This window comes from Microbacterium meiriae (assembly GCF_040686935.1).
Classification (GTDB): domain Bacteria; phylum Actinomycetota; class Actinomycetes; order Actinomycetales; family Microbacteriaceae; genus Microbacterium; species Microbacterium meiriae.
Genome location: NZ_JBFBMF010000001.1, coordinates 659,881 through 685,630 on the forward strand (window position 1 = coordinate 659,881; position 25,750 = coordinate 685,630).

Genomic DNA, 25,750 nt, shown 5'->3' on the forward strand with positions numbered 1-25,750 from the left:
CGCTTTGCGGTGACACATTCCTGACGATGCACCACCGGATTGCCATCCCGCCCACGAGATCAGGTGAGTTCACTCTCGAGTTGTTCGATGCGTGCGCGGATGTCGTCGCAGTTCGAACGGACGGCGTCGATACCCTGGCGCGCTGGGTCGTCCAGCTTCCAGTCCTCGTAGCGCTTGCCAAGAAAGAACGGACAGGCCTCGCCGCATCCCATACTGATGACGACGTCAGACGCCTGCACGGCTTCGGTTGTCAGCACTTTTGGGCTGCTCGGCTGTGCTGTCGATTCCGAGCACGCCCATCGCCTCGTCAGCAGTCGGGTTGGACCGCTCGGCGGGCATGGATCCCGCCGAGCGGACCTCGACGCGGTCGCCTGCGATGTCGCGGAGACATCCGGCCGCCATCTGCGAGCGTCCGGCGTTGTGGACACCGACGAAGAGGACGGAGCGCTTGGTGGTGGTGTCAGTCATGGAGGGCCCTAGTAGGTACTAGTCCAGGAGGCCTCGTCCACGAGGGTGCGTACCCGTACGGTTTGATTGTCGAGGCTGGTAACATCCTCGTGAAATGATCACGTCTGGCCGGTCTCGTAACCAGGCGGCGTCTGTTGACAAGCTCCTGATAACGAAGATCATTACAGGCCTTGGGTTGGCCCTGCTCTTGATTGTCGGAGCATGGTCCGGTGGTCATCGCGACGCGGACGCCTCTCCATATCTCACTGCTACCTCGACTGCATCGATGGAAACCGAGCTTACGAGCTATGGTGCGGTTGGCTCGTCGACGCATGGTTCTGGTGGCGCCTCATCGGAACGGCTCCTGATAGACGGCGCCTCCGCGAACGCACTGATCGGCCTTACAGGGTGCGTGTTTGGCCTCGTCTGCTCCTTCCTGATCCTCATCGTCGCTCGAGCCTTCGTAAATCGCGTGCCGAACGGAAATCGCGAGCGACTTCCGCGCATGCCCGAGATGAGGGCCGCACCCGACCGCCCGTTTGCACGAACTCTTTCCCTCACGCAACTCTCTCTGTCGCGCACCTGACATCGATCAGCCATCTCACGATGGCGCTTCACATTCGGTGGGGTTCACGTTCGTTGTGCTGTGTTGTGGTTGGAGAGAAATGAAAGCGTCTCAAAAGGCGATCCTCGTCACGGTGGGTCTCGTCGTTGTCCTCCTTGTCGTCGCGCTGGTGTACGTCCTTCTCAGTGAGAATCGGGCCTCCGCGCCCGAGACAGAAGGCAACGACGGCCCTCAGGTGGTGCGAGAGAATTCACATGTGCTCGACGATGGCGGCGACGCAGCGGTCACCGTGGTCGAGTTCCTCGATTTTGAGTGCGAGGCGTGTGGCGCCTTCTACCCGCTGGTCGAGGACCTTCGTGAGAAGTTTGATGGGGAGATCACCTACGTCATCCGGTATTTCCCGTTGCCTGGCCACTTCAACTCGAAGAACGCTGCGATCGCGGCAGAAGCGGCGGCCCAGCAGGGACGGCTGGAAGACATGTACCACCGCTTGTTCCAAACACAGGCCCAGTGGGGTGAGGCTCAGGAGTCGCGTGCGAACCTGTTCCGGGGTTTCGCTGTGGAGCTCGGGTTGGATATGGCTGCTTTCGATGAAGCGGTCGCGGATCCGGCGACCGCACAACGAGTGGAGTTCGACGTTGATGAGGGCGAGCGACTCGGCGTCAGCAGCACTCCGACGTTCTTCATCGACGGGGAGCAGGTCGTATTGGAGAAGTGGACGGACCTCGAGGACGGCATCGAAGCTGCGGTGAACGGGACGCAGTGATGGTGCGTTCGTTATCGCATCGCCGAGCGATTATCGTCGGGGCCGGCCAATCTGGATTGGCGATGGCGTCCGCGCTGTCGTCCTATGGGCTGGAGGCACAGAAAGACTTCGTCATCATCGATTCCGCGCCGACCGGTCAACGAAGCTGGGCAACCCGTTGGCACTCGATGAGGCTTCTCAGCGATGCTCGCAACAGCACTCTCCCCGGGTTCCCCTTTCCCGGGGACAATCGCCGTCATCCAGGCGGTCGCGAGATGAGCGACTACCTGGCTTCTGTAGAGAAGACGCTCGGCGTGAAACCTCTCTGGGGCGTTCGCGCTCTCGAGGTGGAACGCCGCGGAGACGGATCCACGTTGCACCTTTCGACGTCCATCGGGGACGTGCAAACGCGAAACGTTGTCTGTGCCACAGGATCTGCGGCAGTGCCCCGAGTCCCTACCTGGCGCCAGAATCTGTCGGCACCCGGAACGGTTCTACATTCCAGTCAGTACCTACACCCGGGCCAGATCCCTTCGGGGACCGTGTTGGTGGTCGGCGGAGGGTTCAGCGGCGTACAGATCGCCGAAGAACTCGCTCACTCGCGAGATGTCACTCTATCCACCCGAACAGAACGACCGCGGCCGTCAGCGCGATGGTCCATCTGGCCGAGGCTGCGCCGCAACCACTCGATTCGTTCCGGCCCCGCGCCCACCGCTCTGGCCGGCGTGAGCCACGCGCCCCCCGTCGTGGAGGCCGACGGAGCCGTCGTGACATTTGCCGATGAGTCGACGATGCAGCCGCACTCCATGATCCTCGCTACCGGCTACGAACCCGGCGACAAGTGGCTACCCGCCCCGGAACCCACCGGTGCTCGGACACAAGCCAACACGCATATTCCCGGACTGTTCACGGTCGGCATCCCGAAGTACTCCCGAACCGGCGCAGACACGATTCCGGGGGCATGGAGTGATGCTGCCATCGTCGCCCCCAACATCATCGACCGCCCCTGAAAGGATCACCATGACAGAAGCAGGGCACTCGCACGGAGTGGGTGACGCCACTCCCCGCAATCGTCTGATCATCGCTTTCGCGATCACCTCCTCGGTCTTCGTCATCGAGGTGATCGGGGCGATCATCACCGGCAGCCTCGCACTACTCGTCGATGCGGCGCACATGCTCACCGATGTCACCGGGTTGGCTATGGCCGTCACCGCGGCGCATCTCATGAATCGCCCTCCCACCCCCAAGTACACCTTTGGCCTGCAAAGGACCGAGGTTCTCGGAGCACTCGCCCAAGCAGCGCTGCTCCTCGGGGTCGGCATCTTCGCGCTCGTCGAAGGTATACGGCGGCTCTTCGAACCCCCAGAGATCGCGTCAGGAAGCCTGCTGTTCTTCGGTATCGTCGGCCTGGTCGCCAACATCGCATCCATGCTCGTCCTGTTCAGCGGCCGCGGACGCAATCTCAACATGCGCGCCGCATTCCTCGAGGTCGTCAACGACGCCCTCGGCTCCGTAGGCGTGATCGCCAGCGCGATCCTCATCGCCGCTTTCGGCTGGTATCAGGCCGATGCCGTCGCCGGTATCTTGATCGCCCTGCTCATCATCCCTCGCACGCTCATCCTGTTGCGAGCATCCGGACGTGTGCTGTTGGAATCGACACCCCCGGGTCTCGATCTGGACGATGTCCGCCGCCACATCCTTGCCCTTCCGCACGTGGTCGCGGTGCATGATCTGCACGCGACTCAGGTCTCAACGGACCTCCCCACCCTCAGTGCCCACGTCGTGGTCGACGACACCGTCACCATGGAGACCTCCGCGGCGTTGCTGACAACTCTTCAGGAGTGCGTCAGCGAGCACTTCGCCGTCAGCATCGAGCACTCCACTTTCCAGATCGAACCCGAATCGCATCCCGGAGAGCACGACACCCATGCATAAGAACCTCCCCAGACGCACCGCCATTGTCTTATCCGCCGTGCTGTTGTCAGGAGCAGTCGTCGTCGCCACCCCGACGGTCGCTGTCGCTGACGACAACTTCGACTCGTCGTACCCCGTTGCCGACTCGACCATCAGCGGCTCGCCTGATGAGATCTCACTGATGTTCACGGGAACCCTCAACAACGAGGCCGGCACGACGATCATCGAGGTCCTTGATGAAGGCGGAGAAGACGTTGCTGTCGATTCGCCGACGGTGAGCGGTCAATCGATCACTCAGCATCTCTCCCCGGAAGCCGCCGATGGTCTGTTCACAGTGCGCTGGAAGACAGTCTCTGGGGACGGGCATCCGATCAGCGGGCAGTTCTCGTACACCGTCGGACAGCCCGGACCGAGTACGAAAACCGCGCCACCCGCAACGCCGAGCCCCAATCCCAGTCCCAGCCCGGAAGAATCCGACAACACTACGGAGGAGCCAGAGCCCGCTCCTGCCAGGCAGACATACGGTGGCACACCATCAGGCGGAGCAGAGTCCGAGATGCTGCCCGTGTTCTTCGTCGGCGGCCTGGCAGTGATTCTCGGGTTCGGCGTCGTCGGAGTGATTCTGGCCGGACGCCGGCGCCACCAGCAAGACCGTGCCCAGGCTTCTAGAGATACGGCGGCTGGGGAGGGGGGTCACGATGCGTGACCGGGCACGAAGGTTCGCCGTGGTGTTGATCATCGCCGCGATCGTCACTTTGGTCGATCAGGGAACCAAGGCCCTCGCTCTGAGCTCATTGAGCCAGGATCAGCGCATACCCCTGGTCGGCGATTGGCTCGGTCTTCAATTGGCGTTCAACCCGGGGGCGATCTTCTCGTTGGGCGAAGATGCGACCTGGGTCATCACTGTCGTCGGCGTCATCGCGACCACTCTGCTCGTGGGAGCCGCTACGCGAACCCAAAACGCATGGTCAGCAGTCGGCTTCGGTTTCATCGTGGGAGGCGCGATCGGCAACCTCATCGATCGCCTCTTCTCTCCCCCGTCGTTCGGAATCGGACACGTCACCGACTTCCTCGCCTACGGAAACCTCTTCATCGGAAATCTGGCCGATGTCGCCCTGGGTATCGGCGCCGTGTTCCTTGTGATCGCGGGTCTGCGCGCCAGTCGCCGACACTCCTCGCCTTCTCGCCCCGAATCCACAGATCCCGCACCAGCCGAAGAGATGGCCCGCCCATGAGCCCCAAACAACGTGTTCCCTCCACCTATCAGCGCAATGCTCTCGCCCCCAGCCTCGTCGCTGCCGCCATCCTGTTTCTCGCGCCTTTGCTCGTCCAGGCGGGCTGGGCGCCACTCGTCCTGTTTGTTGCGTCGATTTTCGGGCTGATCATCGCATGGTTCGCCGTGCAGGCCCGTCATTGGTGGTGGGTACCGATCTTCGTCGCGGTGGCTGTGCTCTGGAATCCGGTGATGCCCTTCCCCTTCTCCGGTGTCGTGTGGGAGATAGCTCAGCCCGTCGCCGCTGTGGTCTTCCTGGCGGCGGGGGCGACGATCAAGGTGATCCGGAAATGATCTGCGGGAACCTCGCGTCAACACCATGCTTGTGAGCGGCGCGATCCCCGACACTCCGCCAACGCTGCAGTCCTTGCTCGCGCCGGCGGATCTGACCATTCCTGTGTTGCCCGTCATCGCCGGAGTCCTTGCGGCCCTCTATCTCGTCGGAGCGGTCCGCCTATGGATGCATGGTCGGCGCTGGTCCGTCTGGCGGACCGTCAGCTTTCTTCTCGGATGTGTTCTCCTGGCGGCAGTCACTGGCCTTGGGGTAGAGGCGTACGGAGAAGTCCTTGTCTCTGTGTTCATGTTCCAGCAGCTGACCCTGATGATGACGGTGCCGCCGTTGCTGGTTCTGGGCTCGCCGGGCACTCTTCTCCTCCGAGCGACACCGCACCGTGGAGCCGGCCGGATGATCCTCACGGCAGCGCATACCGGTCTTCGGAGTCGCGCCGCCAGGTGGTTGCTCAGCCCGTGGTGCACGGTTCCCCTCTACCTGTTCGCCTTCTACGGCCTCTACCTCGCGGGCTCGGCGGACGTCATCCTCGCCCTGCCTGCCGGCCACGTCATGCTCGAGTTGGCGTTCCTCCTCGCCGGCGTGCTGTTCACCATTCCGATCCTGTCTTCGGATCCACTCCCGGTGAGGTTGGGTCACGGAGCGCGGGCACTCGATGTGTTCGCCGAAGCCGCACTCCACGCGTTTTTCGGAGTGTTTCTCATGATGGCCAGCACGATCCTGGTCGGTTCGTTCGTCGCACCCACGGAGGCCCTGGGCGTCGACCCCCTCGAAGATCAACAGCTTGCCGGCGCGCTGGCTTGGTCGTATGGCGAAGCGCCCACGGTGCTGATGCTGGTGTACGTGATGCACCGCTGGTTCCGCAGCGACACGGCCGCTGCTGCTGCTGCAGACCGGTACGTCGATCTGCATGGGAACTCAGAGCTCGACGCGTATAACTCCTACCTCAGCAAACTGAACTCTGATGACCCTCAACGTTGATGCAGTCGTGAGGCGCCCAATCGCCTCCCGCAGGAGGTGTAGTCGTCACATCGGGTTCGATCCACGCACCATGTCGACGGCAGTACCGTTGCCCGTTGCGATAGTCGCGTCCGCTATCGCCGGCGCCGCGCTGGATCTTGCGTACCCGGAGCTCGGCTGGTGGCCCGTGGCCTTTGCGAGTGTGACGATCGGCCTGTGGACACTGCGCGGGCGTTCGCTACCCGCGGCGTTCTTGGTTGCCCTCGTCTACGGGGCCGCGTTCTATTTCACCCACCTCGTCTGGGTCTCACGATTTCTCGGCCCCATCCCCTGGGTGGCGTTGGCCGGACTGGAATCGCTGCTCTTTGGTGCCGGTGGGATGCTGATTGCGCTCGCATATAGGGTGATGACCAGCCGCTCGCGGTGCGGATATTCCATGATCACGCCTGCGCTCATCGCAGGCGTGTGGGTGCTGCGCGAAACCGTGATGGGAACTTTCCCTTACACGGGGTTCCCCTGGGCGCGGATCGGATTCACCCTTACTCAAAGCCCGTTCGCGGAAGCCGCCTCCTGGGTGGGAACTACCGGGCTCTCCTTCCTGACGGTCCTCATCTGCGCGAGCAGCTTGGACGCACTCGCTCATCGACGACGGCGACCGGGAGCAGTCGCAGTTCTCGCTCTCACTGCCACCGCGCTCGCCCCCCTGTTCCCCACTACGCAGGCAGGTGCCATACGTGTCGGATGGGTGCAAGGAAACGGACCAAGCGGCTACTTCGACACCAAAGCACCCGGCGACATCATGCGGGCTCAGGAAGGGGCGACAGCTCCTCTCCTCGGTCGGGGGATGGATCTTCTCGTCTGGCCAGAAGGCGCAGTCGACGCGGATCCTTTCCAGGATGCAGACGTCACCGACCGGCTTGACCGACTCGTAGCAGACGCCGGCGCTCCGGTGTTGGTGAATGCGGCGACCGTGCGCGGCGACGATACTTTCAATACGTCGATCCTGTGGACGAGCGCCGGACCGCAGCAGATCCACGACAAAGCCAACCCCGTGCCTTTCGGCGAATACGTCCCGGACCGTTGGTTCTACGAGGCCATCGCTCCTGACCTCATCGGACTCATTCAGCGCGAGTACACGCCTGGCTCAAACACGCCCCTCGTGAACGTCGGCGGTGTTCCCGTCGGTCTGGCGATCTGTTTCGACGTCATCTACGACAACGTCATTGAGGACAGCGCGGCGAAGGGCGCACAACTGTACGTGTTCCAGACGAACAACGCCGACTTCAGAGGCACAGATGAGAACCTCCAGCAGCTCGCTATTGCGCGTATGCGCGCCATCGAAACCGGAAGAAGCATCGTGAACGTGTCGACGACCGGCACGAGCCAGGTCATCCGCCCTGATGGGACCCCACTTGCAGAGCTCGCGGTGAACACGCAAGGCGCAAACGTCACCGAAGTGCCCCTCTATACCGGGACCACGCCAGCGGTGGTTCTTATGCCGTGGATCGGGTGGGCGTTGAGCATGGGAACCGTATTGATGCTGCTCGTCACCACCGCTACTCGTCAGCAGCGAGCGGGCGAGGATTTCCGTTTTCACGAAGGGAACACGCTGTGAAGACAAAATCGCTCTCGCTTGGTGCGGCGTTCGGCGCGCTGCTTCTGCTCAGCGGGTGCGCTCCCACCGTGCATCTCGAGGCGGCTCCGAAAGCGAACGATCCGTTGTGCGCGGAGGTCACGGCCCGGCTACCCGACTCTATCGGTGATCAGGCGCGGGTGTGGACGGACGCGCAAGCCACTGGCGCATGGGGAAGTCCCACCAGCGTGCTGCTCACCTGCGGGCTGGACTCACCGGCTCCCACCACGCTGCAATGTGTGAGTTTGGGGGGCGTCGATTGGATCGTGGACGAAGCGGAGACACCAAATCTACGGTTGACGACCTACGGGCGGGAGCCCGCAGCGCAAGTGTATGTGGACACGACGACGTTGTCGGCCGACGCCGTTCTCCAAGCACTTGCCGGAGCGATTCAGCAGCTTCCGAAGAACGATGCGTGCACAGAACCGATCACGAAAGACCCTGACGAAGAAACCTCTTCGACGGAGGGAGCGACACCGTGACGCCTCCTATTCTCCGCGTCGCCGGGCTGACGATTTTCGTCGTCTCTGCAATCGTCGCCGTCGTCATCGGGCTGGTGATCGGCGGAGGAGCTGCACCGAGGCTGACCAGCGACCCCGGCGCGGTGGTTCGCTGGGGCCTCCCGGTCGCGAAACTACTCGTCAACCTCTCTGGCGCTGCAATGGTAGGACCACTCGTGTTCGCTCTGTTCGCTCTCGCATCCGGCACGAAGCCCTTCCTCACCGCGCTCAATCTTGCCTCGGCGGGTGCCGCAATTCTTACCGTCGCGAGCGGGACGGTCACCTTCCTCACCTTCCTGTCCTCGTTCAACCCGAAGGTGAGCCTGGAGGCAGAGTTCGGCGCACAACTGGGCCGTTTCCTCCTCGACACCGAGCTTGGAAGATCTTGGCTCATCACCGCCATCTTCGCGTCGGTCGTGACCGTGCTCGCATTCGCGGTGCGCGGCTACGGTGCCGTGCTCGTCACAACGATGCTCGCGATCATCAGCCTGATTCCGATGTCCACTCAGGGGCACTCCGGGGAACTGGCCAACCACGACGCGGCAGTCATGTCTCTCACCCTGCATATCGTTTCGGCGGCGGTGTGGCTCGGCGGGCTCACATTGCTCATCGTGATCCGTCCGGGCCTTCCATCGTCCACCCTCGAGGACATACTCCGACGGTACTCGACGTTGGCACTCATCGCCTTCGTCGTCGTCGCCGTATCGGGGTATGCCCGGGCGCTCACTGCCCTCGGACGATGGGACGACCTCGTCACGCCGTATGGGCTGATCCTGCTCGCAAAGATCCTCGCGCTGGTGGTGATGGGCATCCTCGGAGCCGCCTACCGCGGTCGACTCATCGCAAAAGCGGGCGAGGGCCGCAACACCTTCTGGATGTTCGTGTGCGTCGAGCTGGCATTCATGGGTATCGCAAGCGGCGCCGCCGCGGCCCTTGCCCGAACAGCCGCACCCGCGGACACGATCACGATTCCTCAGACCACGGCCGCGGAGATCCTCACCGACGCCCCAGTCCCGCCAGAATTCACGACGGAGCGATGGTTCACGGCGTGGAGCATTGATCTGCTGTGGGTGATTGTGGGAGGTTTCGCGGTGTTCTTCTACCTTGCCGGGGTGGAGCGCATGAGACGTCTCGGGCAGCCTTGGCCGATGCGGCGCACCATCGGCTGGGTGATCGGGATGGGCGCGCTCGTGTGGACCACCAGTGGCCCGCTCGCTGTGTACGACGAACCTCTGATCAGTATGCGTTTCCTCTCTTTCGCACTTCTCGGCCTCGTCATACCGGTACTTCTCGTTTCCGCTGCGCCCCTCGTGCTCGCACTCACCGTCATACATCCTCGGGACGACGACAGCCGCGGAGCTCTCGAATGGCTTCTGTGGGTTGCCGCCAGCCGAACAATTCGGCTGGCGCTCAACCCCATCATCACCGCCATACTGTTCACCGCCACGATGTGGCTGATCACATACTCGGACCTCTTCCGATGGTCGCTTTACGACCAACTCGGAAGCGAATGGATGATCACGCACCTCCTCGTTATCGGGTGCCTCTTCGTCAGTTCGCTCTTCCGGCGCAATGGCGCCGTGCCCGCTCCCGGGCGATCTCGGCGGTGGACCTTCACCGCACTCATCACTCTGACTCTGACGACGGTGTTCATCGGCATCGCCACCATCACCCGAACAGACCTCATCGTCGCCGAGTGGTTCGGCGCCATGGGACGGAGCTGGGGATCCACCCCGCTCCAGGACCAGCGCGTCGGAGGAATCATCATCGTCGGAATCGCGGCTTTGCTCGCGGCCCTGATCGCAGCCTCGGTGCTGCGCCCCCAGCGCACAAACTCAGTTACCCTCCCCACGCACACCTCCCGAAAGGACGCATCGCGGTGACCTCGACCCGACGCCCGACCTGGCTCGCCGGCAGCATCATGACCCTGATTGCCTTGAGCATCATCGTCGCCCCCGCACCCGCGGCCATGGCGCACGATAACCTCCTCGACGCGGTACCCGCGCCGGAAGAGACGGTGACACAGCTCGACGCCGTCGCCCTCACCTTCAGCGGAGAGCTCATCGACTTCAGCCAGGCCAGCTTCGCGCAGGTCCAAGGCCCCGATGGTCTGTACTACGAGAGCGCGTGCTCGACTATCGACCGCAACGTCCTCACCACTCCGGTGAGACTCGGAAAACCTGGTGTCTACACCGTCCTCTGGAACGCGGTCTCCAGCGATGGGCACCCCATCTCCGAGAGCTACACGTTCACCTACGCACCGACAGGCGTGGACCCCGAATTCGGGTGGGACAAACCAGCATGCGGAAATGAAGAGTCCCGCGCTCAACCCGGTAAGTCGACTCCGTCGCCTACCCCCACAACGAGCGGTGAAACGGAAAACTCAGAGCCGTCGTCGGCACCGACATCCCCACCCCAGGACGAAACCACAGCCATCGCGATTCCCCTCATCATCGCCGTAGGCGTGGTCGGAGTTGGCGTCATCGCCACAGCTCTCGTCGCACGACAGTTGCGCCGAAAGAAGGATCAGCGCCATGACTGATGTACGGACCCCGGCCATCGGGTCGCAGCGACGACGCAGTTACGCGCCGACCATACCCAGCGCGAATCAGTCACATGTGGCGAGGTGCCACGGAAGCGGCAGCCCCCCAGGAGACGATGGACGCGCGAACACGTTATCCATGCGACTGAAAGAAGGGAAAGCGTGAACGCCCACATCGCGAACGAAGCAGCTGCATCATCCGAGGACTGCGGGTGCGCGCCCACCCCCGCTGAACGCGACTCCTTCTGGAAGCTGCGCATCAGCCGGCGCGGGGCGCTCGGACATCGCGCCCTCAGCGCCGTTGCTCTCGCCAGCTTCGGCATCACCTCCGGCGTGTCCGCCCCGTACGCGGCGTCCTATCTCGGTTGGGACGATTTCCAACGAGTCAAAAGCAACGAAGCGGCCAAAGCCGCGGAGGTCACGCGCGTCGGAGGGCTGGTCCAGTCGCTGCCGCAGAAGGTCGCCGAGACTAGGAGTGCGCCGCGATCGCCGCTGCGAAGATCACGATGTCGGCGATGTTCCCGATGAACCAGTTCCCATAGGCGAGGAAGTCCACGACATGTCCGCGGGCGAATCCAGGCCCCGAAAGAGACGATCGCCTGCGTGTGATGCTGCAGCTCCGCCGAGCGCGCCGACGATGATCGCCCAACCTGGGCGCTGAACTCGGAGTGCGAATACGATCGCTGCGATGGTGGCGGCGACGGCGAGTAGCGCGAAGACCCAGGTGTAGCCCTCCCCGAAGGAGAATGCCGCTCCGGGGTTGTAAGCAAGTTGCAACCAGCCAGGCCGCCCGATCAGGGGGATGCGCTCGCGTTCGGTGAGGCTTGCTTCCGCCCACATTTTCGTTCCCTGATCGATCAGAACAACAACCGCGGCGATCAGCAGCGCTCCGCCAGTGAGTTGCCAGCGCTGTGCCGGCGACAATTTCCGCGGAGCGGACGGGCGAGCTTCTGCCTCGGGCGACGTCATGCGAGGACCTCAATCAGACGAACGATGACGCCGGATTCGATCAGGATGAACAGACCCAGACCGATGAACACGGCCGGGACGAGCCAGTGCTCGACGCGTTCCAGCCCCTCAGTGACAGCCTTGTTGGTGCCGATCAGCCGTCCAGCGGCGCACCAGACGGCGACGAGAACGAGGAACACGACGATCATGACGGCGACGTCGCCGGGTGCGGTGGTGCGGAAGATCGGCGTGTACAAAGAGATATTGTCCGCCCCATTGGCAATCGTGATCCCCGCAACACCCCACATTCCAACCGCGGTGATCTTGGCGTCGTCGTCATCGTCATCGCCGTTGCGGCGCAGGCCGGCGACAAGCGTCCAGATACCGATGCCGAGCGGGATCAGGCCGAGGAAACCGACCCATTCGTCCGGGACGATCGTGAGGCCGAGCGCGGCGATCACGCTGATCACGACGAGGGCGATGAACCCGAGGTACTGGCCAGCGACGATCTGCCAGGGCCGGGGCTTCCCCCGGCTTGAGGCGAGGAACAGCACGGTGAGCACGACGATGTCGTCGATGTTGGTCGCTGCGAACAAGCCGATCGCTGATCCGATGGTTGCGAGCATCAGCTTTCCAGCCGCGGAGTGTGTGCGCGGGCGGCTCGCAGCCCGTTGAGGATCACGATGACCTCCGCGACCTCGTGGACCAGGACGACGGCCGCGAGCCCCAGCACTCCGAAGAGTGCGAGCGGGAGCAGTGCCGTGATGATCAGCAGCGACAGGATGATGTTCTGGTTGATGATCCGTCGCCCTCGGCGGGCGTGATCGAACGCCCGTGGGATGAGGCGGAGATCATGGCCGGTGAACGCGACGTCCGCGGATTCGATCGCCGCGTCGGAGCCGGTCGCGCCCATCGCGATACCGATGTCCGCGCCAGCGAGGGCCGGAGCGTCGTTGATGCCGTCGCCGATCATCGCGACCGCCCCTGCCTTCGACAGCTCACCGATCGCGGCCGCCTTGTCTTCGGGGCGCATCTCGGCTCGCACGTCAGTGATGCCGGCCTGCGCAGCCAGTGCACGAGCGGTGCGGGTGTTGTCGCCGGTGAGCATCGTCACGCCGATGCCCTGTCTTGTCAGCGTCCGGACCACGTCGGGGACTTCGGGACGCAGCTCGTCGCGAACGCCGATCGCGGCGACCGGGGACCCGTCACGGTGCACGATCACGACGGTCATGCCCTGCTCCTCGAGCCCCGCCACCCGGTCCGTCAGGTCGTCGGCGTCCAGCCAGCGGGGGCTGCCGACGGTGATTCTCGATCCGTCAACGGTGCCGTCGATGCCGTGCCCGGGCTGCTCGGTCACATCGGCAGCCGCCAGAGTACCCGGGGCCGCTGCGGTGATCGCGGCAGCCAGAGGATGCGTGCTGTGCTGCTCTAACGCTGCCGCCCACGCCAGGGCCTGAGCCTCCGTCACGCCGTTCGCGGTGAGGACGGCGGTGACTGCCGGTTCGTTGCGGGTGAGTGTGCCGGTCTTGTCGACGGCAACGTGGCGGACCGTACCGAAGCGCTCGAAAACAGCACCGGACTTGATGATTACACCGAACTTGCTCGCCGCACCGATCGCGGCGACGACCGTCAGCGGTACCGAGATCGCGAGCGCACACGGAGACGCCGCAACGAGTACCACAAGCGCGCGGGTGATCCACACCTCAGGATCGCCCAGCACCGAACCGATGATCGCGACGAGCGCCGCGAGGATCAGAACGCCTGGCACCAGCGGTCGGGCGATCTTGTCGGCTAGACGAGCACGCTCACCCTTCTCCGTCTGCGCCTTCTCCACCAGCTCAACGATCGTGGTGAGCGAGTTGTCGCTGCCGGCCGCAGTTGTCTCGACCTCCAGTGCACCGACACTGTTGATCGCGCCGGCCGAGACCACATCGCCGGGCTCGACCTCGACCGGGATCGATTCGCCAGTGATAGCCGATGTGTCCAGGCTGGAGCGACCGGAGCGGACGATCCCGTCGGTCGCGATCCTCTCGCCCGGTCGGACAACCATGACCTGACCGACCATCAACTCTCTCGCCTGGACGTGCACGGCAGTGCCGCCCTGCAAGACGGTCGCTGTCTCCGGTACGAGCTTGAGCAGTGCACGCAGCCCGCCGCGGGCGCGGTCCATCGCCTTGTCCTCGAGTGCCTCAGCGATGGAGTACAAGAACGCCAGGGCCGCGGCCTCCTCCACGTAGCCGAGGACGACTGCTCCGATGGCGCTGATTGTCATCAGCAGCCCGATGCCGAGTTTGCCCTTGAAGAGCTTCCGAATCGCACCGGGCGTGAACGTCGACGCACCCAGCAGTAGGCCGATCCAGAACAGTACCAGCGCCGGGATCTCCTGACCCGACCACTCGAGAATCAGTCCGACCAGGAACGCTATGCCGGAGAAAACAGGCACCATGATCCCGCGGTCTCGCCACCAGGGCTGCTCGACCGCGTCGGATTCTTCGTCAGCAGTACTAGAGGGCTCGTGCTCGCAGCCGCACGCCGCGCTCACGCGTCCACTCCCGTCGCGCAGCAACCAACCACCATGCACGCTGAATCCACGCACGGCGCATGCGCGTCGACAGCCAGCGTCACATCGACGAGCGCGACGAGGGCCGCTGCAAGATGCGGGTCGGCGATCTCGTAGCGGGTCTGGCGACCTTCAGGCTCGGCGACCACGATGCCACAATCGCGTAGGCATGTCAGGTGGTTCGAAACGTTTGAACGGGTAAGGACCAGGTCCCGCGAAAGCACTGCAGGATAACTGGGTCCTTCGAGCAGAGTCATCAAGATCCGTGAGCGCGTGGGATCTGCCATCGCCCGGCCAAGCCGGTTCATCACGTCGATACGGGAAGTAATAGTCAGCACACACTGACTGTACAGCAGTGGATGACCAATCGCTAATGGGCTGCCCACTCCCCACCCCGCGGGCGATGCGCGAACAAGCTTCCATCTCATTCCCTACTCGGTGGCGCCACGACCGTTGTGGGTCGCCAGTCGATCCCCGATGACTGCAACCGCAGGATCCCGCCGTTGACATCGTCTGCACCAAACCGATCGGGGCTGCAGGCATCGGCGGCCATCGAGAGGCTCTCCTCGGAACTCACCGCTTCACTGTCCGCTGCCTCGCCAGTCTTAGAGCGGAAGGATGACGGTGCCCATCACCGCCGTCAGCCGGGACATGATGTCGGTCCAGATTCCGCTTACCATCAAGGCGCCCAGCGCGAGGAGCAGCACCCCGCCGATGGCGTTCACGACGCGGATGTGTCGGCGGAGGAACCCGATTGTCTTCGTCGCCCATCCGAATCCGAGAGCGACGAGCAGGAACGGGATACCGAGGCCCAGGGAGTACGCGAGCCCGAGGAAGCTGGCACGCACGGGATCGCCGGCGTTGAAAGAGATCGCCACGATGGCGGCGAGGGTCGGGCCCATGCAGGGTGCCCAGCCAATGCCCAGCGCGATGCCCAGGAGCGGGGCACCGACAATGCCGTACTTGGAATCGATGTGAAAGCGCAGCTCACGTTGGGCGAAGCCGAAGAAGCCGAGGAACACGAGCCCCATCATGATGATGATCACACCGAGGATCCGTGTGATCAGGTCACCCCACTGCAGCAGGAAGACGCCCACCGTGCCGCTGAGTGCCGTGATGAACACGAAGACGATGCTGAACCCGAAGATGAACAGCAGCACTCCGAACAGTAGCCGTCCTCGCGACGGCGATCCGGCATCCCCGGTTGTTGAGCGAGCTCCGCGAGACGCAGCGCCTCGCGGAGCGGCCGTTCCCCCGAGGAAGCCGAGGTAGCCCGGGACGAGAGGGAGCACGCATGGGGACAGGAACGACACGAGTCCGGCGAGCATGGCGAGAGGGATTGCGAGCCAGAGCGCGCCGGATCCGATGATCGCTTCGGGATTCATAGCGTCGCCGAGATCGTCACGACGACTCCGCGAGGGCGTCCTCGACGAGTGTGGACAGGATTGAGGTACCCTCGATCGGACCGATAATGCGCGCGGCAACACGGCCCTGCTTGTCGAGCACCAGAGTGGTCGGGGTGGCGGCGATCGGAACGACTTTGGCGAAGGCGAGCTTGGCCTCCGCCGTGTCGGCATCGATCAGGCTCGGATAGGTGACACCGAACTCGTTGGCGAATGCGGCGGCGGTATCGGCCTGATCACGGGTGTTGATCCCGACAAACGAGACGCCGTTCCCTTTGTATTCCTGCCAGACGCTCTCCAAGTCGGCCGCCTCGACACGGCAGGGTGCACACCCGGCGTACCAGAAATTAACGACCACAACCTCGCCTGCAAGGTCAGCGCTGTCAAGCTTCTCGCCGGTCTCTGTGATGCCGCCGAAGTCGACAGGGTCTCCACGGTCAGCCTCAGGGATCTCTACGATCGCACCGTCGCCGGAGACAAAGCCCGTGTTTTCTCCGCTGAGAAACGATTCACTGACCGGATCGGGCGCGCAGGCGCTCAGGCCGACGATGAAGACCGCGGCCAGCGCGGCTCCGACCGCACGGAGAGAAGCACGGTTGCGGCAAGAACCACCGGGACGAGTTGCATTGACCGTTGGGGCGAGTGGCACAGTTTTCAATTTACGGGGCGTTCCTATGCGTGACCCCGAAGCCCAGGACGCCCGGCACAACCACTGACCGGACCCGATGACGCCGCGCTCTGCGACCGCGTCGCACAGGCGACGATCCTGACGACAGGCCCGGGCGTGCGCGCCCGCAGCTCACTCACCGCGCCGGTATGGAATGGCGCCCCGCCCCACATATACATGACGGTCCCGAGAACCGGGGATACCCATCCGAGCCACGCGGCTCCCGCAGCGAGTACCCGCGCAGCATCGCGAACAATATTCAGGGTATTCCTCGGTCTAGGCTCCGGGGTCCATCTCCCGCCGAAAACGATCGTCTTCGGCAGTCACCTGGGCGCACTGCTGCAGCGTACGACACGCTGACGAAAACCCACCGCAACCCTCTGCCGAACCCAATACGCACGGAAACGACAAGTGAACAGTTTTGGCTGAATCGCACAACGGCGTGGCCACCGAGCATGGGTGACACATGCTGTCAGCAATGCCAGGCGTGGCACGCAAAGCGGGGTTGTGCCACTTCAACGCGGTTCCGACAGTTAAGCTCGTGCTCAGCCCCATCTCACTTCAAGGGGTGTGTTTCTAACCGCCGATATTCACAGTTATCCGAACTATCGGCGCGAAGCCCCATTTTTCGGGGTTGAGAGCGAAACGTACGGACCGTTCCAGGGGCGGAGCTCAATTCAGGCTCCAGCGGCGGTGCTCAGTCGCCTGAGCCGTTGGGCAACACCCCTTTGCGGAATCCTGGTTGATGGGCCGCGACGTCGCTACGCGCCGCGTGGAACATGCACGCGGCCACAATGAGCGTTAGGCATACGCTGCACGTGTTTACGAGCGCTACGGCGGCACCCAACCACATCTCCCGGACCGAGCATTCGGGGCGGCTGACGTCCCGCGAGTCAGCAGACCTTGACCGCCCGAATGACAGCGCCACCTTTGCCCCGCATCCTCAGCGGCACGACTGGCTACTGGCCTCGGCAAAGGCGCTATTAGGGAGCGTCCTCATTCAGCCAGCTTTCGACCCGCTGCAGATCGCGCGGCAGGAGCCCCGGCAAGGACCTTGTCCGCAGGAGCAGGCGCTGATGATTCTGTTGCGGTCCCCATGGGTCGGCCTTGATGCCCACGTTCCCGATTTCATCGTCGATCCATGCGAATCGCGCCGGCTGCACACGGTCAAGAAGCAGTTCAGCGGCCCGACGCTTCCACCACCACTCGGAGTTCGAGTCGAATGCGATGCTCTGGTCAAAGCGTTGGTCGATGATCGTCTTACCCTCGCGAGTATCCACCGAGGGATGATCTGCGCGATGAGGCATCAGCCCGTCGAGACCGAGCGCAGCCTCGAACTCGTCGAGTAACCACGGCTGCTCCAGCCAGGTAGTCAGCCAGGCGCCCTGGACGTCCGAGCGAGCGAGGATCGCTCGAAGCCTTCCGACCACCAGCGGCCTCCAGCGGATCTTCCACCTACCGACTTCCGCCACGGCCAGTTGCTCTCCGCGAGTGTTCTTAAAGCCGTTGAGCACGCCATCGATGTCCAAGGCGATCAGCGTCACCGTGCGCTCGCTCGGCGTCAACGACGTGACGCTCGGCTGGTCCATTTGTCCATCCCTCACATGGCGTTAATACCACTCGCAGAAAAGGCAAAGCTGCCAATTCGCAGAGTCGCGACGTGCAAAAATGGCGGACTCATTGATACATGAGTAGAAATCCTTTCGGAATGCATCCCGCACTCCACGAAACTTGTGGTTTTAGTCCGCGGCAATGACATATCGTTCAGCTCATGGCACGAACCAACGGAGGGCACGGCGACGGTTCACGACCGACACACGAAGACGTGCAAGCCCTCGTCGACGCCATCGTCCGCTTGTCGGATGACCCTGCATGGCTCATCTCTGCACAGTTCATGCACACGCCGCAGGAGGAACCTCATCGCAGTCGCACGCCAAACTCGAATGCATGGCTCGTAGACGGAGGCGACGTCGAGACGGTTATGAAGATTATCCAGACCGTCGGGCGGCGTTGATCCGGCCGGCAACCCCAAAGATCAAGGAGCACTCGTGACAGGGAACGCATGGCGAGATGAAATGGATCCCTTCCAAGTTCGCATCATCGATGAAACGGCAAAGAGGTTTAGCGATACTCAGGCCCGGCTGACAGGCGACGACCACGCACGGTGGGACAGTCTTCCTCCAGACGCGAAAACGAACGTATCGGACCTCGTCGCTGCTGTGTATATCGCGCACAGTCAAGCACTTGCGGCGATCGTGCCAGAGGCCGGAGAGTTGGTCAGTGGCTCTCCGCAAAGGGCCCCCGAGGCATGCGGATTTGATGACGAGGACTATGACTCAGCGGATGACGAGTACGAGCACGGAGTGGACGATGAGCTCGACGTCATTCTAAGCTCGCGCGGCTGGAGGTCTGCCCGCACGGATCGTAGTCTGCGCCATGACGGCTCAGACCGTTGGTGCCTGCTGAAGCCAGGACGCGTGCAAGTCTTCGTGAGTCCCGTCGTTCGCCGCGGCTTCGAAGTCATGATCTGGGTTGGCGGCGAGTTGTTGGAGCCACAGCTGTTTGAGATCGACACGGCAGCTTTCATCTCCGTCGTTCCTGCAATGGAGCAAGCTGTGGAACGAGCGTCGTTGCGGCAACTAAGCGATGCTGACCTACTGGCCTCGGTTGTAGAGGCTGCGAACCCTGTCATGCGACAGCAATCGGGTAACGCAAGTAGCGAGTAACACCGTTACCAGCGTACGGACAGTAAGCGCCAATATCCCGACTCTAGCGAGCGCTCTGGCTGAGTTTGAGCATCGTTCTCGATGACATTGGCGCGTGTTCCGCGTTCAGAAATCCACGTGAGTGAACGGACGGCGGCCGTTCACGGTGGTGGAGTCGAGGATAACGACCGGTCTCATGGCGCCTCAGGAGGGCTCATCTCGGGCGGAGGAATCAACTCGCCGTCGAGCCAGGCGCTAATCGTCTCGATGAGCAGCTGAGGGCCGTCCGGATGAGCCAACGCCATGAGGTTGAGCGGCAGCGCGGTCAGCTCGATGTCCTCGCTGCCCAGAGCTGACGGCACGCGCCACACGGTCGGCTCAGCACGCTCGGCCACTGGGTACGCCAAGGAGACCCTGCGACAGCCCAGGACGTGGCCCGCGGTGAGGACCTGATACGTGTCCGGGGCCTTCGGGCGTGATCCAACGCGCTTGTACTTGGAGTCGATGACGGCGACCGCCGCGCTCTGATGGTCTCGAAAGACGACATCGGGGGTGGTTTCAAGTCGCGAGCCGTGCCCTGCGATGACCTCGCCGAACTTCGTCGTGTGCTTGCTCACCCGCTCGCCGCGGGAACTCGCGGCTCGGGTGCACAGCCAGTACACGTAGTTCTCGTAGATCGCATCGGAGTTCCAGAGAAAGCCCGACAGAGCGTGCTCACCGCTGGCGTGATGGACGCCCGCACCCTCAAGTAGGAGGAGCCCCACGATTCGTGCCGGCTCGAGCCCTTGGTGCTGTGTGCCCAGCACGATCCGCTGCGCGTCGAGGAGGTGAGGCGGCCTCCGGTCTACATGAGATAGCCCAGCGGCGATTTCCCTCATCGCGCGCGACCGGCCGGGGGCCTTCACGATCGCAGCAAGGCAGTCCGCTGCCCACCGCAGCAGCCGTGCAAGTGAGGTGTCGTCGGTGAGGAGGTCGGCGACGTACGGGAGTTCCCAGGGGCGTGAGATCCACCGGTCGAGGCGCGCCACATCGAGGCTCCCGCGCAGCACCGTTCCGGACGATGCTTCGGTCCAATAACCGCGAGGCAGGCCGCGTGCAGCGCCCTTCGCGTATGACGTCAGAAACATCTCGGCGAGGAGGTCGGGGAGCGAGAACTCGGCCAGTTCGTGTGCGGTGGTGAACGCGTCGTCGACATGCCCGCCCTCGACGATCGAGAGGATGCGCCAAAGCACGGTCTGCCAGCTGCCCTCGACCGTGCTAAGAAACTTCGGAGCGATCTCGATGTCGGTGCTTCCGACCCTGACGAGCCCGGTGACCGCCTCTGCCCGCAGCAGTATGCGACCGTCGCCGACGTCCTCCACCCGGATGGGATCGCTCGCGAGACCAAGCGCGCGTCGCCAGCGCTTGTTCGCCTCGGTCAGAGCGACGAGGTCGATCTCATCAACTCGATGCACCGCCGGGGCACCGTACTCCTGGAGTCGGATTCGCGGCGACGCGACTACCGAGCCAGCCACCTGAAGGATCGTTTGATCGTGTCGAGCGGGAGCTCGCTCGTCCGGACCGGCGCGAGGGCACGGGCCTGCGCAGTCCCACTCTTCGACGCCCGCAGGGTCCACGCGTAGTCGCCCGTCGGGGGCGCCGTGTCGACGTGGAGCAGCTGCATGAGCTGCTCGGGCCGTCCCGAGTATCGATCCTCGAGCTGTGGGAAGAGCACGTCGTCCCAGGTTTTCGACAGGCTTCGCCAGGCGTCGGTCTCTGAGATCGGCTGCTCGGATTCGTCGGCGGGCGTCACCGTCGCCGGAATCGGCGTCAGGAGCCCGTGGCCCAGCTCGAACTCCGAGCCGAGGTCGGAGGCGATGACCACGTTGAGCCGATCGAGCAGGAGGTATGCGGTCTGGAACGGGTCCAACGTCTCCAAGTTGTCCTCAGTCGGCGTCGGGATCGCCGTCGTGTCCAGGCCCCAATGACCGGCGAGGGCGTCAAGGTCCGGCCGCATCTCGATCCGGTCGAACCGGCGCGCGAGCGCGCTGTCGATCGGGACCGCAGCGCGATCCACGCTGTTCATGGTGGCGACGACGTAGACGTGCCTCGGGAAGGTAAAGCCGTCGGGGATCGTCGTTGACGCCCCACCCGGCCGATGGAGCTGCTCGCTTGCACCGTCGGCAAACGTCAGCTGTCGGAGCGGCACTGGGAGTGGGACGCTGCCGCCGTCGCGGTAGTCGAAGTCTAGAAAAGTCATGAATTCGCCGAAGATGCGTGCCGCGTTTCCGCGGTTCACCTCGTCGATGAAGATCACCACGGAGTTGTACTTTGAGTCGTCGTCCGCGAGCTCGATCGCCGCATCCAGGAACACGCCGGCCCACGGCTCGAGGCGGGTGCCCTCGGCGTCCATGGCCGGCCTGAGCCCCAGGACGAAATCCTCGTAGCCGTACGACTGATGGAACGTGGTCCACACGACCTTCGCCGGGAGCGGGATCGTGATCGGCTGCTTGGGTCGGCTGAAGGGCGACGCGGCGTCGCTGGGATCGAACAGGATACCGCGGCTGCCTTCCGGAGGCTCCTGCAGCGACTGGAAGAGCTGGCTGATGAGCCGCGTCTTGCCGGTTGCCGGCGGACCGTAGAGCAACACGTTTCGTCCGGCGCCCCACGACGCAAAGATGTCATCGATCTTGTCAGCCACGCTCCACCTCACCCCGCATCGATCACTCCGCCCACGGTCTTGCCCTGCGTGTACAGATCCCATGCCGGGTCGTTCCTCGCCATGGCAGTGGGGCGGACGCCCTTGGTGAAGCCAGCGTAGTAGTCACCTTCAACCGTCTTCGCGATGTAGATGCGCAGGCCGCCCTCGGGGAAGAACGGACGCGCCTCCTCTTTGTTCCGCACATCGTCCGGTGCCGATGGGAATCCGCGAGCGACGGTCCACGCCGGATGGCGTTGCGAGTTCGGTTGTTGCCGGTTCTGCCGCGCGATCCGCATCCGTCCGCCCGCCTTACGCTGAAACTCAATCGGTCCTGAGATCCCCGGCACGCCAGCGACCCCGGCCTGGATTGTGATCGCAGGCAGGGCGTCCACGTTCGTTCCGGCCACCCCCAGAAAGTCGAGCGTCTCGGGCACGATCGACGCCGGGACCTCGATGTACAGCGAACCGCCACCGCCGCGAATCTGATAGTGGCGCTCGATGTTATAGAACTCGCCGGGTTGGACGTTTCGCCACCAGATGCGCTCGATGTTCAGCTTCTGCGCCATGCTCAGAAGACCTCCACGTGATAGAGACGTTCCAGCACGGATCCGTCCTTGACTCGGTCGTTGCTCCGGTAGCGGAGATGCGGCTGCTCGTGCACGGTGACCTTGCCGAAGTCTCCCAGGATCGAGAGCAACTCTTCCCCACTCACCTGTCCATCCTCACTGTAGGAGATGAACACGTGGCGAGCATCGAGCCGCTCCATCGTGGCCCGGAAAGCGCGACCGGCGCTGCGGCGGTAACAGAAGTCCGAGGCCTGGTCCATCCACGGACGCAGTCCGCCGTCGCCTGCTGCCACCGGCTCGTCCTCCTGGGCGAGGGTCTCGAGGACGTGGTAATTCCCGGCATACTGGCGCTTCGTGTACGGCGGATCAAGATAGACCGCCTCCGTTCGGAGCGACGACGCCAGATCCTCGACGGAGCCCTGCAGCACGGTGTGCTCGCCCGGCGTGGTCTCGAACTCGAGCGGCTCGAAGGTGAGCGGGCGAAGGGCAGTACTCGATAGCGTCTTGCGGAAGTACCCGTAGGTACCGCTGATGTTCGCTACCTTGTTCGTCGCGAGCAGTAGATGCTGGAGCAGGACGCTGTGTTCGAGCTCAGTGAGCGAACCAGCCGCCCTGAGCTCGAGAATGCCCGCACGCACGCCGTCGATGTGCGCGGCGTTCTCGGCGGAGAAGTAGAGCCTCGGCGCCCGGCCGTTTGCTGGGGCACCCGCGGCTCCAAGCTCGCGGGAGAAGTACCCCCGTCGAGGCTCGGCGGCGCGCATCCACTCGAGTGCCTCGGCGTAGCCACCGAACACCTTGAACTCGGGAGGCTTCTTCGCGAGCAGCCGCGTGCGCGCGTGAATTACCGGGAAGGTGAGCGCATCCGAGGCCGTGACGTCGTAGCCGGCACGAGCGAGCGCGAGCGACACGGAGGCCGTTCCGCACATGGGGTCCGCGATGCTCGACCCAGCAGGGACGATTTCCGCGATCTCGCCGACGATCCAGTCAGCGAGCTTGGTCTTATTACCGAGGTAGCGATACGACACGCGCGTCCAATCCCCGATTCCCGCCCGAAAGGCGCCGGTTTCGCACGACGATCCGGTCGTACATGCGTCGATAGCCGCGCGGTGTCGGCAGGTAGAACCGTGGGCCGCCCTGCTGGTAGGTGCCCTTCTCGGCGATCTGGGACATGGGCTGGCCCAAGGTCTTGCTCGACCCGACGATCTCGAACTGCTCTGGGTTGTACTTGTCGATGAACGTGATCGGGACGCCCATGAGGCCGGCGTAGTCGGACGGAATATCCGCGGTTTTGCCGACCTCGATTGCGTCGAAGTTCGCGTAGCGCGGATAGTCGGCCTCGCGGTATCGCTTAGTCAGTTCGAGGTCTCGGTGCCGCTCGTCATAGTCGAGGTTGGTGAACCAACGAACGCCCTTGACGCGAATGTATCGGTTTCCCTCCGCATCAACCCGGGTCCCTGCAGCCTCAAGCGGGTAGTCGGCTGGCACGCGAAACTCGCGGTCGCCGCTGCGGATGCTCGGGCCGTACCACATCTGGTTGTTCTGGAAGAGCGGGAATATCTCCTTGTAGGTGAGCGCGTTCATGTTCCCGAGGATGATGAACTGCTTGTCGTGCTCGACGAGCTGGGCGACGAACTCGCGGAACAGCGAGAATGGCGGGTTCGTGACGACGATGTCCGCTTGGCGCAGCAGCTCGACGCTCTCGGCGCTCCGGAAGTCGCCATCGCCCTTGAGAGGACGCACGCCGATCTCGTTGGCGTCCGGCACGCGGTTGCCGTTCTTGTCGCCGTCGTACTCGAGCCAGACAGCGCGCGAGGAGTCGCCCCGGCTGAACTGGCCCGGATCCTCGCTCTGGTAGCACGTGGCGATGAGTCGCTTCAGGCCCAGCGCCTCAAAGTTCTCGGAGAAGTAACGGAAGAAGTTGCTGACCCTTGGGTCGTCGCAGTTGAGGTAGACGACCTTGCCGGCGAAGTGTTTCCGGTAGTGACTGAGCTCCTTCTCGATGTCAACCAGCTGGGTGTAGAACTCGTCCTTCTTGGCCCCCCTCGCCGCTGACAGATTGCCATTCGCGGCAGTGATGAGCGTCATCGGCCTGCCCCGTCGAGCTCGAGGTGCGATTTCGCGCAAGAGATTGACCGCGTCATAGTTGCGACGATACGGCGGGGGTCCGACTGCGCCTTGATGGCGCGGCGCGAGCTGGGCTGGGGCATCCACTCAGTGTAATGCTCATTGCACATATCTGTACAGCAGGTTGTACAGATATGTGCATATGGCTATACAGTGTTCGCATGACCGCCGTCGAGCGCGCCGAGACACGGGTGACCCTGCTGAAAGAGGCAGTGGACATCGTCGCACGTCTGCAGGCGAACGAGGCCGAGCACGCCGAGCTGCTCGCCAAGCGAGCGGCGGTGTGCAAGGCGCTTCGCGCAGCTGGCACGCCCATCAAGGAGCTCCAGGAGGCGCTCGGCGTCAGCCGGAGCCGGGTGAATCAGTTACTGAGCGACGTGGCTTAGCCGCGCCCGAAGGCCTCCGACGGCCGCGCCTGCCTACCGCCCCATCTGGCGGTCGTGCGTCGACAACATCAGGTCGGCGACGTGTACAACCTCGCGGATGACGTAGCGCGCCGCCTCAGCAGTCACTCCGGTGAGGAGCGTCCGGCCGTGGCCGGTGCCCTGCAGATTCCGCAGCTCGTTGACGGTGAATGCTACGGTCTTCGCCGACTGGTAGATCGAGGGGACCTGCTTCGCGCCCGGGACCGAGTCGTCGACGACCGCCGGGCGAAGCCCCAGCTTCTCGAACGAGAGCGCCACCAGCGCCGGGAAGTCGGCGCGCTCCGGCAGGCGGTTGCCCTCCTCGAGGACGAACTTCGCGACGGCTTCGAGCAGCTCCTTCGCCCCGCCGAGCAGCGCCGCCGGGTCGTCGATGTTCCGCCGCAGCCGCTCGAGCTGTTCATCGAGCGCGGCGCGACCGCCGGTCTCGAGGTGGATGTCGCCCGCGTACTCGAGCCGTCCGTACGCCGAGAGCGCCCAGCCGGCGTGGGTCACCGCCGCGTGCAGGTCAGCGACGTGCTTGTCGTCGGCATACTTCCCAAACGCGCCGTCGAGCCGGAGCGCGTTGAGCATCCCGTCAACGAGCGCGCCCGCGGGCCGCCGCTCGGCCGCTCGGAACACCGCGAGGACGCGCTGCTGCTTGTTCGGTGCCTGCGTGTTCAAGTCGTAGGGATCAGCGTCGACGTATCCGGCGCCCGCGAAGAGTCGTGACAGCGTGGAGTGGCTCGGCCCGCTACCGCCGCCGAAGAAGAACTGCGCGAAGGCGGCGGCGATCTCGTCGTTGAGCGGGAACGTCATGCTTCCATC

The 25,750-nt window shown here is 63.8% G+C and carries 27 protein-coding genes and 1 pseudogene; 14 read left to right on the top strand and 14 right to left on the bottom strand.

The genetic code is table 11. The annotated features are described in order from the left end of the window. Positions 1-59: 59 nt before the first annotated feature. Positions 60-468: pseudogene (locus AB0P08_RS03250) on the bottom strand (arsenate reductase/protein-tyrosine-phosphatase family protein). A gap of 265 nt (positions 469-733) precedes the next feature. Between AB0P08_RS03250 and AB0P08_RS03255 the strand changes: the two are divergent. From AB0P08_RS03255 to AB0P08_RS03310, 12 genes are all read left to right on the top strand, one after another. After that, complete coding sequence (locus AB0P08_RS03255) at positions 734-1,033, top strand: hypothetical protein (protein WP_143049227.1); 300 nt, start codon at positions 734-736, stop codon at positions 1,031-1,033. 79 nt (positions 1,034-1,112) lie between these two features. Then, entirely contained in the window at positions 1,113-1,778 is a 666-nt protein-coding gene (locus AB0P08_RS03260; protein ID WP_029266226.1) for a DsbA family protein, read from the top strand. Continuing rightward, entirely contained in the window at positions 1,778-2,767 is a 990-nt protein-coding gene (locus tag AB0P08_RS03265) for a flavin-containing monooxygenase (RefSeq protein ID WP_029266228.1), read from the top strand. The genes AB0P08_RS03260 and AB0P08_RS03265 overlap by 1 nt, the downstream gene beginning before the upstream one ends. Before the next feature lie 10 nt (positions 2,768-2,777). Then, positions 2,778-3,692 (top strand): cation diffusion facilitator family transporter, encoded by a 915-nt coding sequence (locus tag AB0P08_RS03270; RefSeq protein WP_029266230.1) that lies wholly within the window; start codon positions 2,778-2,780, stop codon positions 3,690-3,692. Continuing rightward, positions 3,685-4,377, top strand: coding sequence for a copper resistance CopC family protein (locus AB0P08_RS03275; RefSeq protein ID WP_029266231.1), 693 nt, complete (start codon positions 3,685-3,687; stop codon positions 4,375-4,377). The genes AB0P08_RS03270 and AB0P08_RS03275 overlap by 8 nt, the downstream gene beginning before the upstream one ends. Positions 4,378-4,396: 19 nt before the next feature. After that, a complete protein-coding gene (locus AB0P08_RS03280) occupies positions 4,397-4,906 on the top strand; it encodes a signal peptidase II (protein WP_231868231.1) in 510 nt (169 codons plus the stop codon). Beyond that, positions 4,903-5,238, top strand: coding sequence for a DUF6804 family protein (locus AB0P08_RS03285; protein ID WP_029266233.1), 336 nt, complete (start codon positions 4,903-4,905; stop codon positions 5,236-5,238). Before AB0P08_RS03280 ends, AB0P08_RS03285 begins: the two co-directional genes overlap by 4 nt. 25 nt (positions 5,239-5,263) lie before the next feature. Beyond that, the gene (locus tag AB0P08_RS03290) at positions 5,264-6,214 is read left to right on the top strand and encodes a cytochrome c oxidase assembly protein (RefSeq protein ID WP_029266234.1); all 951 of its coding nucleotides are present in this window, start codon (positions 5,264-5,266) and stop codon (positions 6,212-6,214) included. 70 nt (positions 6,215-6,284) lie between these two features. Beyond that, on the top strand, positions 6,285-7,808 hold the full coding sequence (lnt, locus tag AB0P08_RS03295) for an apolipoprotein N-acyltransferase (RefSeq protein ID WP_051667918.1): 1,524 nt from the start codon (positions 6,285-6,287) through the stop codon (positions 7,806-7,808). Beyond that, entirely contained in the window at positions 7,805-8,308 is a 504-nt protein-coding gene (locus AB0P08_RS03300; protein ID WP_036331304.1) for a DUF3515 family protein, read from the top strand. The genes lnt and AB0P08_RS03300 overlap by 4 nt, the downstream gene beginning before the upstream one ends. Beyond that, positions 8,305-10,209: a bifunctional copper resistance protein CopD/cytochrome c oxidase assembly protein gene (locus AB0P08_RS03305; protein ID WP_062635481.1), complete on the top strand. Its 1,905-nt coding sequence runs from the start codon at positions 8,305-8,307 to the stop codon at positions 10,207-10,209. Before AB0P08_RS03300 ends, AB0P08_RS03305 begins: the two co-directional genes overlap by 4 nt. After that, positions 10,206-10,868 carry a copper resistance CopC family protein gene (locus AB0P08_RS03310; RefSeq protein WP_051667920.1) on the top strand — a complete coding sequence of 221 codons (663 nt, stop codon included), beginning with the start codon at positions 10,206-10,208 and terminating at the stop codon, positions 10,866-10,868. Before AB0P08_RS03305 ends, AB0P08_RS03310 begins: the two co-directional genes overlap by 4 nt. A 501-nt stretch (positions 10,869-11,369) precedes the next feature. Here AB0P08_RS03310 and AB0P08_RS03315 read toward each other — a convergent pair. The 7 genes from AB0P08_RS03315 to AB0P08_RS03345 all read right to left on the bottom strand — a co-directional run bounded on the left by AB0P08_RS03315 (position 11,370) and on the right by AB0P08_RS03345 (position 18,035). Then, positions 11,370-11,837: a signal peptidase II gene (locus tag AB0P08_RS03315; protein WP_231868230.1), complete on the bottom strand. Its 468-nt coding sequence runs from the start codon at positions 11,835-11,837 to the stop codon at positions 11,370-11,372. Beyond that, the gene (locus AB0P08_RS03320) at positions 11,834-12,442 is read right to left on the bottom strand and encodes a cadmium resistance transporter (protein ID WP_029266243.1); all 609 of its coding nucleotides are present in this window, start codon (positions 12,440-12,442) and stop codon (positions 11,834-11,836) included. The genes AB0P08_RS03315 and AB0P08_RS03320 overlap by 4 nt, the downstream gene beginning before the upstream one ends. Next, complete coding sequence (locus AB0P08_RS03325; protein WP_062635479.1) at positions 12,442-14,358, bottom strand: heavy metal translocating P-type ATPase; 1,917 nt, start codon at positions 14,356-14,358, stop codon at positions 12,442-12,444. The genes AB0P08_RS03320 and AB0P08_RS03325 overlap by 1 nt, the downstream gene beginning before the upstream one ends. Then, entirely contained in the window at positions 14,355-14,714 is a 360-nt protein-coding gene (cmtR, locus tag AB0P08_RS03330; RefSeq protein WP_083391616.1) for a Cd(II)/Pb(II)-sensing metalloregulatory transcriptional regulator CmtR, read from the bottom strand. Before cmtR ends, AB0P08_RS03325 begins: the two co-directional genes overlap by 4 nt. 267 nt (positions 14,715-14,981) lie before the next feature. Beyond that, a complete protein-coding gene (locus AB0P08_RS03335) occupies positions 14,982-15,761 on the bottom strand; it encodes a cytochrome c biogenesis CcdA family protein (RefSeq protein WP_029266247.1) in 780 nt (259 codons plus the stop codon). Between the two features lie 16 nt (positions 15,762-15,777). Further along, entirely contained in the window at positions 15,778-16,428 is a 651-nt protein-coding gene (locus tag AB0P08_RS03340) for a TlpA family protein disulfide reductase (protein ID WP_029266249.1), read from the bottom strand. A 1,001-nt stretch (positions 16,429-17,429) separates the two neighbouring features. Continuing rightward, positions 17,430-18,035: an HAD domain-containing protein gene (locus AB0P08_RS03345; protein WP_029266251.1), complete on the bottom strand. Its 606-nt coding sequence runs from the start codon at positions 18,033-18,035 to the stop codon at positions 17,430-17,432. Positions 18,036-18,494: 459 nt separating this feature from the next. On the opposite strand from AB0P08_RS03345, the gene AB0P08_RS03350 reads away from it, so the two are divergent. Beyond that, complete coding sequence (locus tag AB0P08_RS03350) at positions 18,495-19,172, top strand: hypothetical protein (RefSeq protein ID WP_136025420.1); 678 nt, start codon at positions 18,495-18,497, stop codon at positions 19,170-19,172. Between the two features lie 173 nt (positions 19,173-19,345). Here the strand turns inward: AB0P08_RS03350 and AB0P08_RS03355 are convergent, their stop codons facing one another. From AB0P08_RS03355 to AB0P08_RS03375, 5 genes are read right to left on the bottom strand one after another with little or no spacing between them, the layout of a single operon-like run. After that, complete coding sequence (locus AB0P08_RS03355) at positions 19,346-20,665, bottom strand: 5-methylcytosine restriction system specificity protein McrC (RefSeq protein ID WP_029266257.1); 1,320 nt, start codon at positions 20,663-20,665, stop codon at positions 19,346-19,348. Continuing rightward, positions 20,650-21,831 carry an AAA family ATPase gene (locus AB0P08_RS03360; protein WP_158698515.1) on the bottom strand — a complete coding sequence of 394 codons (1,182 nt, stop codon included), beginning with the start codon at positions 21,829-21,831 and terminating at the stop codon, positions 20,650-20,652. The genes AB0P08_RS03355 and AB0P08_RS03360 overlap by 16 nt, the downstream gene beginning before the upstream one ends. An 8-nt stretch (positions 21,832-21,839) precedes the next feature. Further along, positions 21,840-22,397: a hypothetical protein gene (locus AB0P08_RS03365; RefSeq protein WP_029266261.1), complete on the bottom strand. Its 558-nt coding sequence runs from the start codon at positions 22,395-22,397 to the stop codon at positions 21,840-21,842. Positions 22,398-22,399: 2 nt separating this feature from the next. Beyond that, a complete protein-coding gene (locus AB0P08_RS03370) occupies positions 22,400-23,422 on the bottom strand; it encodes a DNA adenine methylase (protein WP_051667921.1) in 1,023 nt (340 codons plus the stop codon). After that, complete coding sequence (locus tag AB0P08_RS03375; protein ID WP_051667923.1) at positions 23,400-24,482, bottom strand: adenine-specific methyltransferase EcoRI family protein; 1,083 nt, start codon at positions 24,480-24,482, stop codon at positions 23,400-23,402. Before AB0P08_RS03375 ends, AB0P08_RS03370 begins: the two co-directional genes overlap by 23 nt. Positions 24,483-24,682: 200 nt before the next feature. Here AB0P08_RS03375 and AB0P08_RS03380 point away from each other — a divergent pair, with 200 nt between their 5' ends. After that, positions 24,683-24,907 (top strand): hypothetical protein, encoded by a 225-nt coding sequence (locus AB0P08_RS03380; RefSeq protein ID WP_029266267.1) that lies wholly within the window; start codon positions 24,683-24,685, stop codon positions 24,905-24,907. Between the two features lie 33 nt (positions 24,908-24,940). Here AB0P08_RS03380 and AB0P08_RS03385 read toward each other — a convergent pair whose 3' ends face one another. Beyond that, a complete protein-coding gene (locus AB0P08_RS03385; RefSeq protein ID WP_029266269.1) occupies positions 24,941-25,741 on the bottom strand; it encodes an abortive infection family protein in 801 nt (266 codons plus the stop codon). Between the last annotated feature and the right edge of the window lie 9 nt (positions 25,742-25,750).

Bases quoted from the DNA above. Each gene is read 5' to 3' on its own strand.
- AB0P08_RS03255 (WP_143049227.1), top strand. From the start codon at position 734: ATGGAAACCGAGCTTACGAGCTATGGTGCGGTTGGCTCGTCGACGCAT.
- AB0P08_RS03260 (WP_029266226.1), top strand. From the start codon at position 1,113: ATGAAAGCGTCTCAAAAGGCGATCCTCGTCACGGTGGGTCTCGTCGTT.
- AB0P08_RS03265 (WP_029266228.1), top strand. From the start codon at position 1,778: ATGGTGCGTTCGTTATCGCATCGCCGAGCGATTATCGTCGGGGCCGGC.
- AB0P08_RS03270 (WP_029266230.1), top strand. From the start codon at position 2,778: ATGACAGAAGCAGGGCACTCGCACGGAGTGGGTGACGCCACTCCCCGC.
- AB0P08_RS03275 (WP_029266231.1), top strand. From the start codon at position 3,685: ATGCATAAGAACCTCCCCAGACGCACCGCCATTGTCTTATCCGCCGTG.
- AB0P08_RS03285 (WP_029266233.1), top strand. From the start codon at position 4,903: ATGAGCCCCAAACAACGTGTTCCCTCCACCTATCAGCGCAATGCTCTC.
- AB0P08_RS03290 (WP_029266234.1), top strand. From the start codon at position 5,264: ATGCTTGTGAGCGGCGCGATCCCCGACACTCCGCCAACGCTGCAGTCC.
- lnt (WP_051667918.1), top strand. From the start codon at position 6,285: ATGTCGACGGCAGTACCGTTGCCCGTTGCGATAGTCGCGTCCGCTATC.
- AB0P08_RS03315 (WP_231868230.1), bottom strand. From the start codon at position 11,837: ATGACGTCGCCCGAGGCAGAAGCTCGCCCGTCCGCTCCGCGGAAATTG.
- AB0P08_RS03320 (WP_029266243.1), bottom strand. From the start codon at position 12,442: ATGCTCGCAACCATCGGATCAGCGATCGGCTTGTTCGCAGCGACCAAC.
- AB0P08_RS03335 (WP_029266247.1), bottom strand. From the start codon at position 15,761: ATGAATCCCGAAGCGATCATCGGATCCGGCGCGCTCTGGCTCGCAATC.
- AB0P08_RS03345 (WP_029266251.1), bottom strand. From the start codon at position 18,035: ATGGACCAGCCGAGCGTCACGTCGTTGACGCCGAGCGAGCGCACGGTG.
- AB0P08_RS03365 (WP_029266261.1), bottom strand. From the start codon at position 22,397: ATGGCGCAGAAGCTGAACATCGAGCGCATCTGGTGGCGAAACGTCCAA.
- AB0P08_RS03375 (WP_051667923.1), bottom strand. From the start codon at position 24,482: ATGACGCTCATCACTGCCGCGAATGGCAATCTGTCAGCGGCGAGGGGG.
- AB0P08_RS03380 (WP_029266267.1), top strand. From the start codon at position 24,683: ATGACCGCCGTCGAGCGCGCCGAGACACGGGTGACCCTGCTGAAAGAG.
- AB0P08_RS03385 (WP_029266269.1), bottom strand. From the start codon at position 25,741: ATGACGTTCCCGCTCAACGACGAGATCGCCGCCGCCTTCGCGCAGTTC.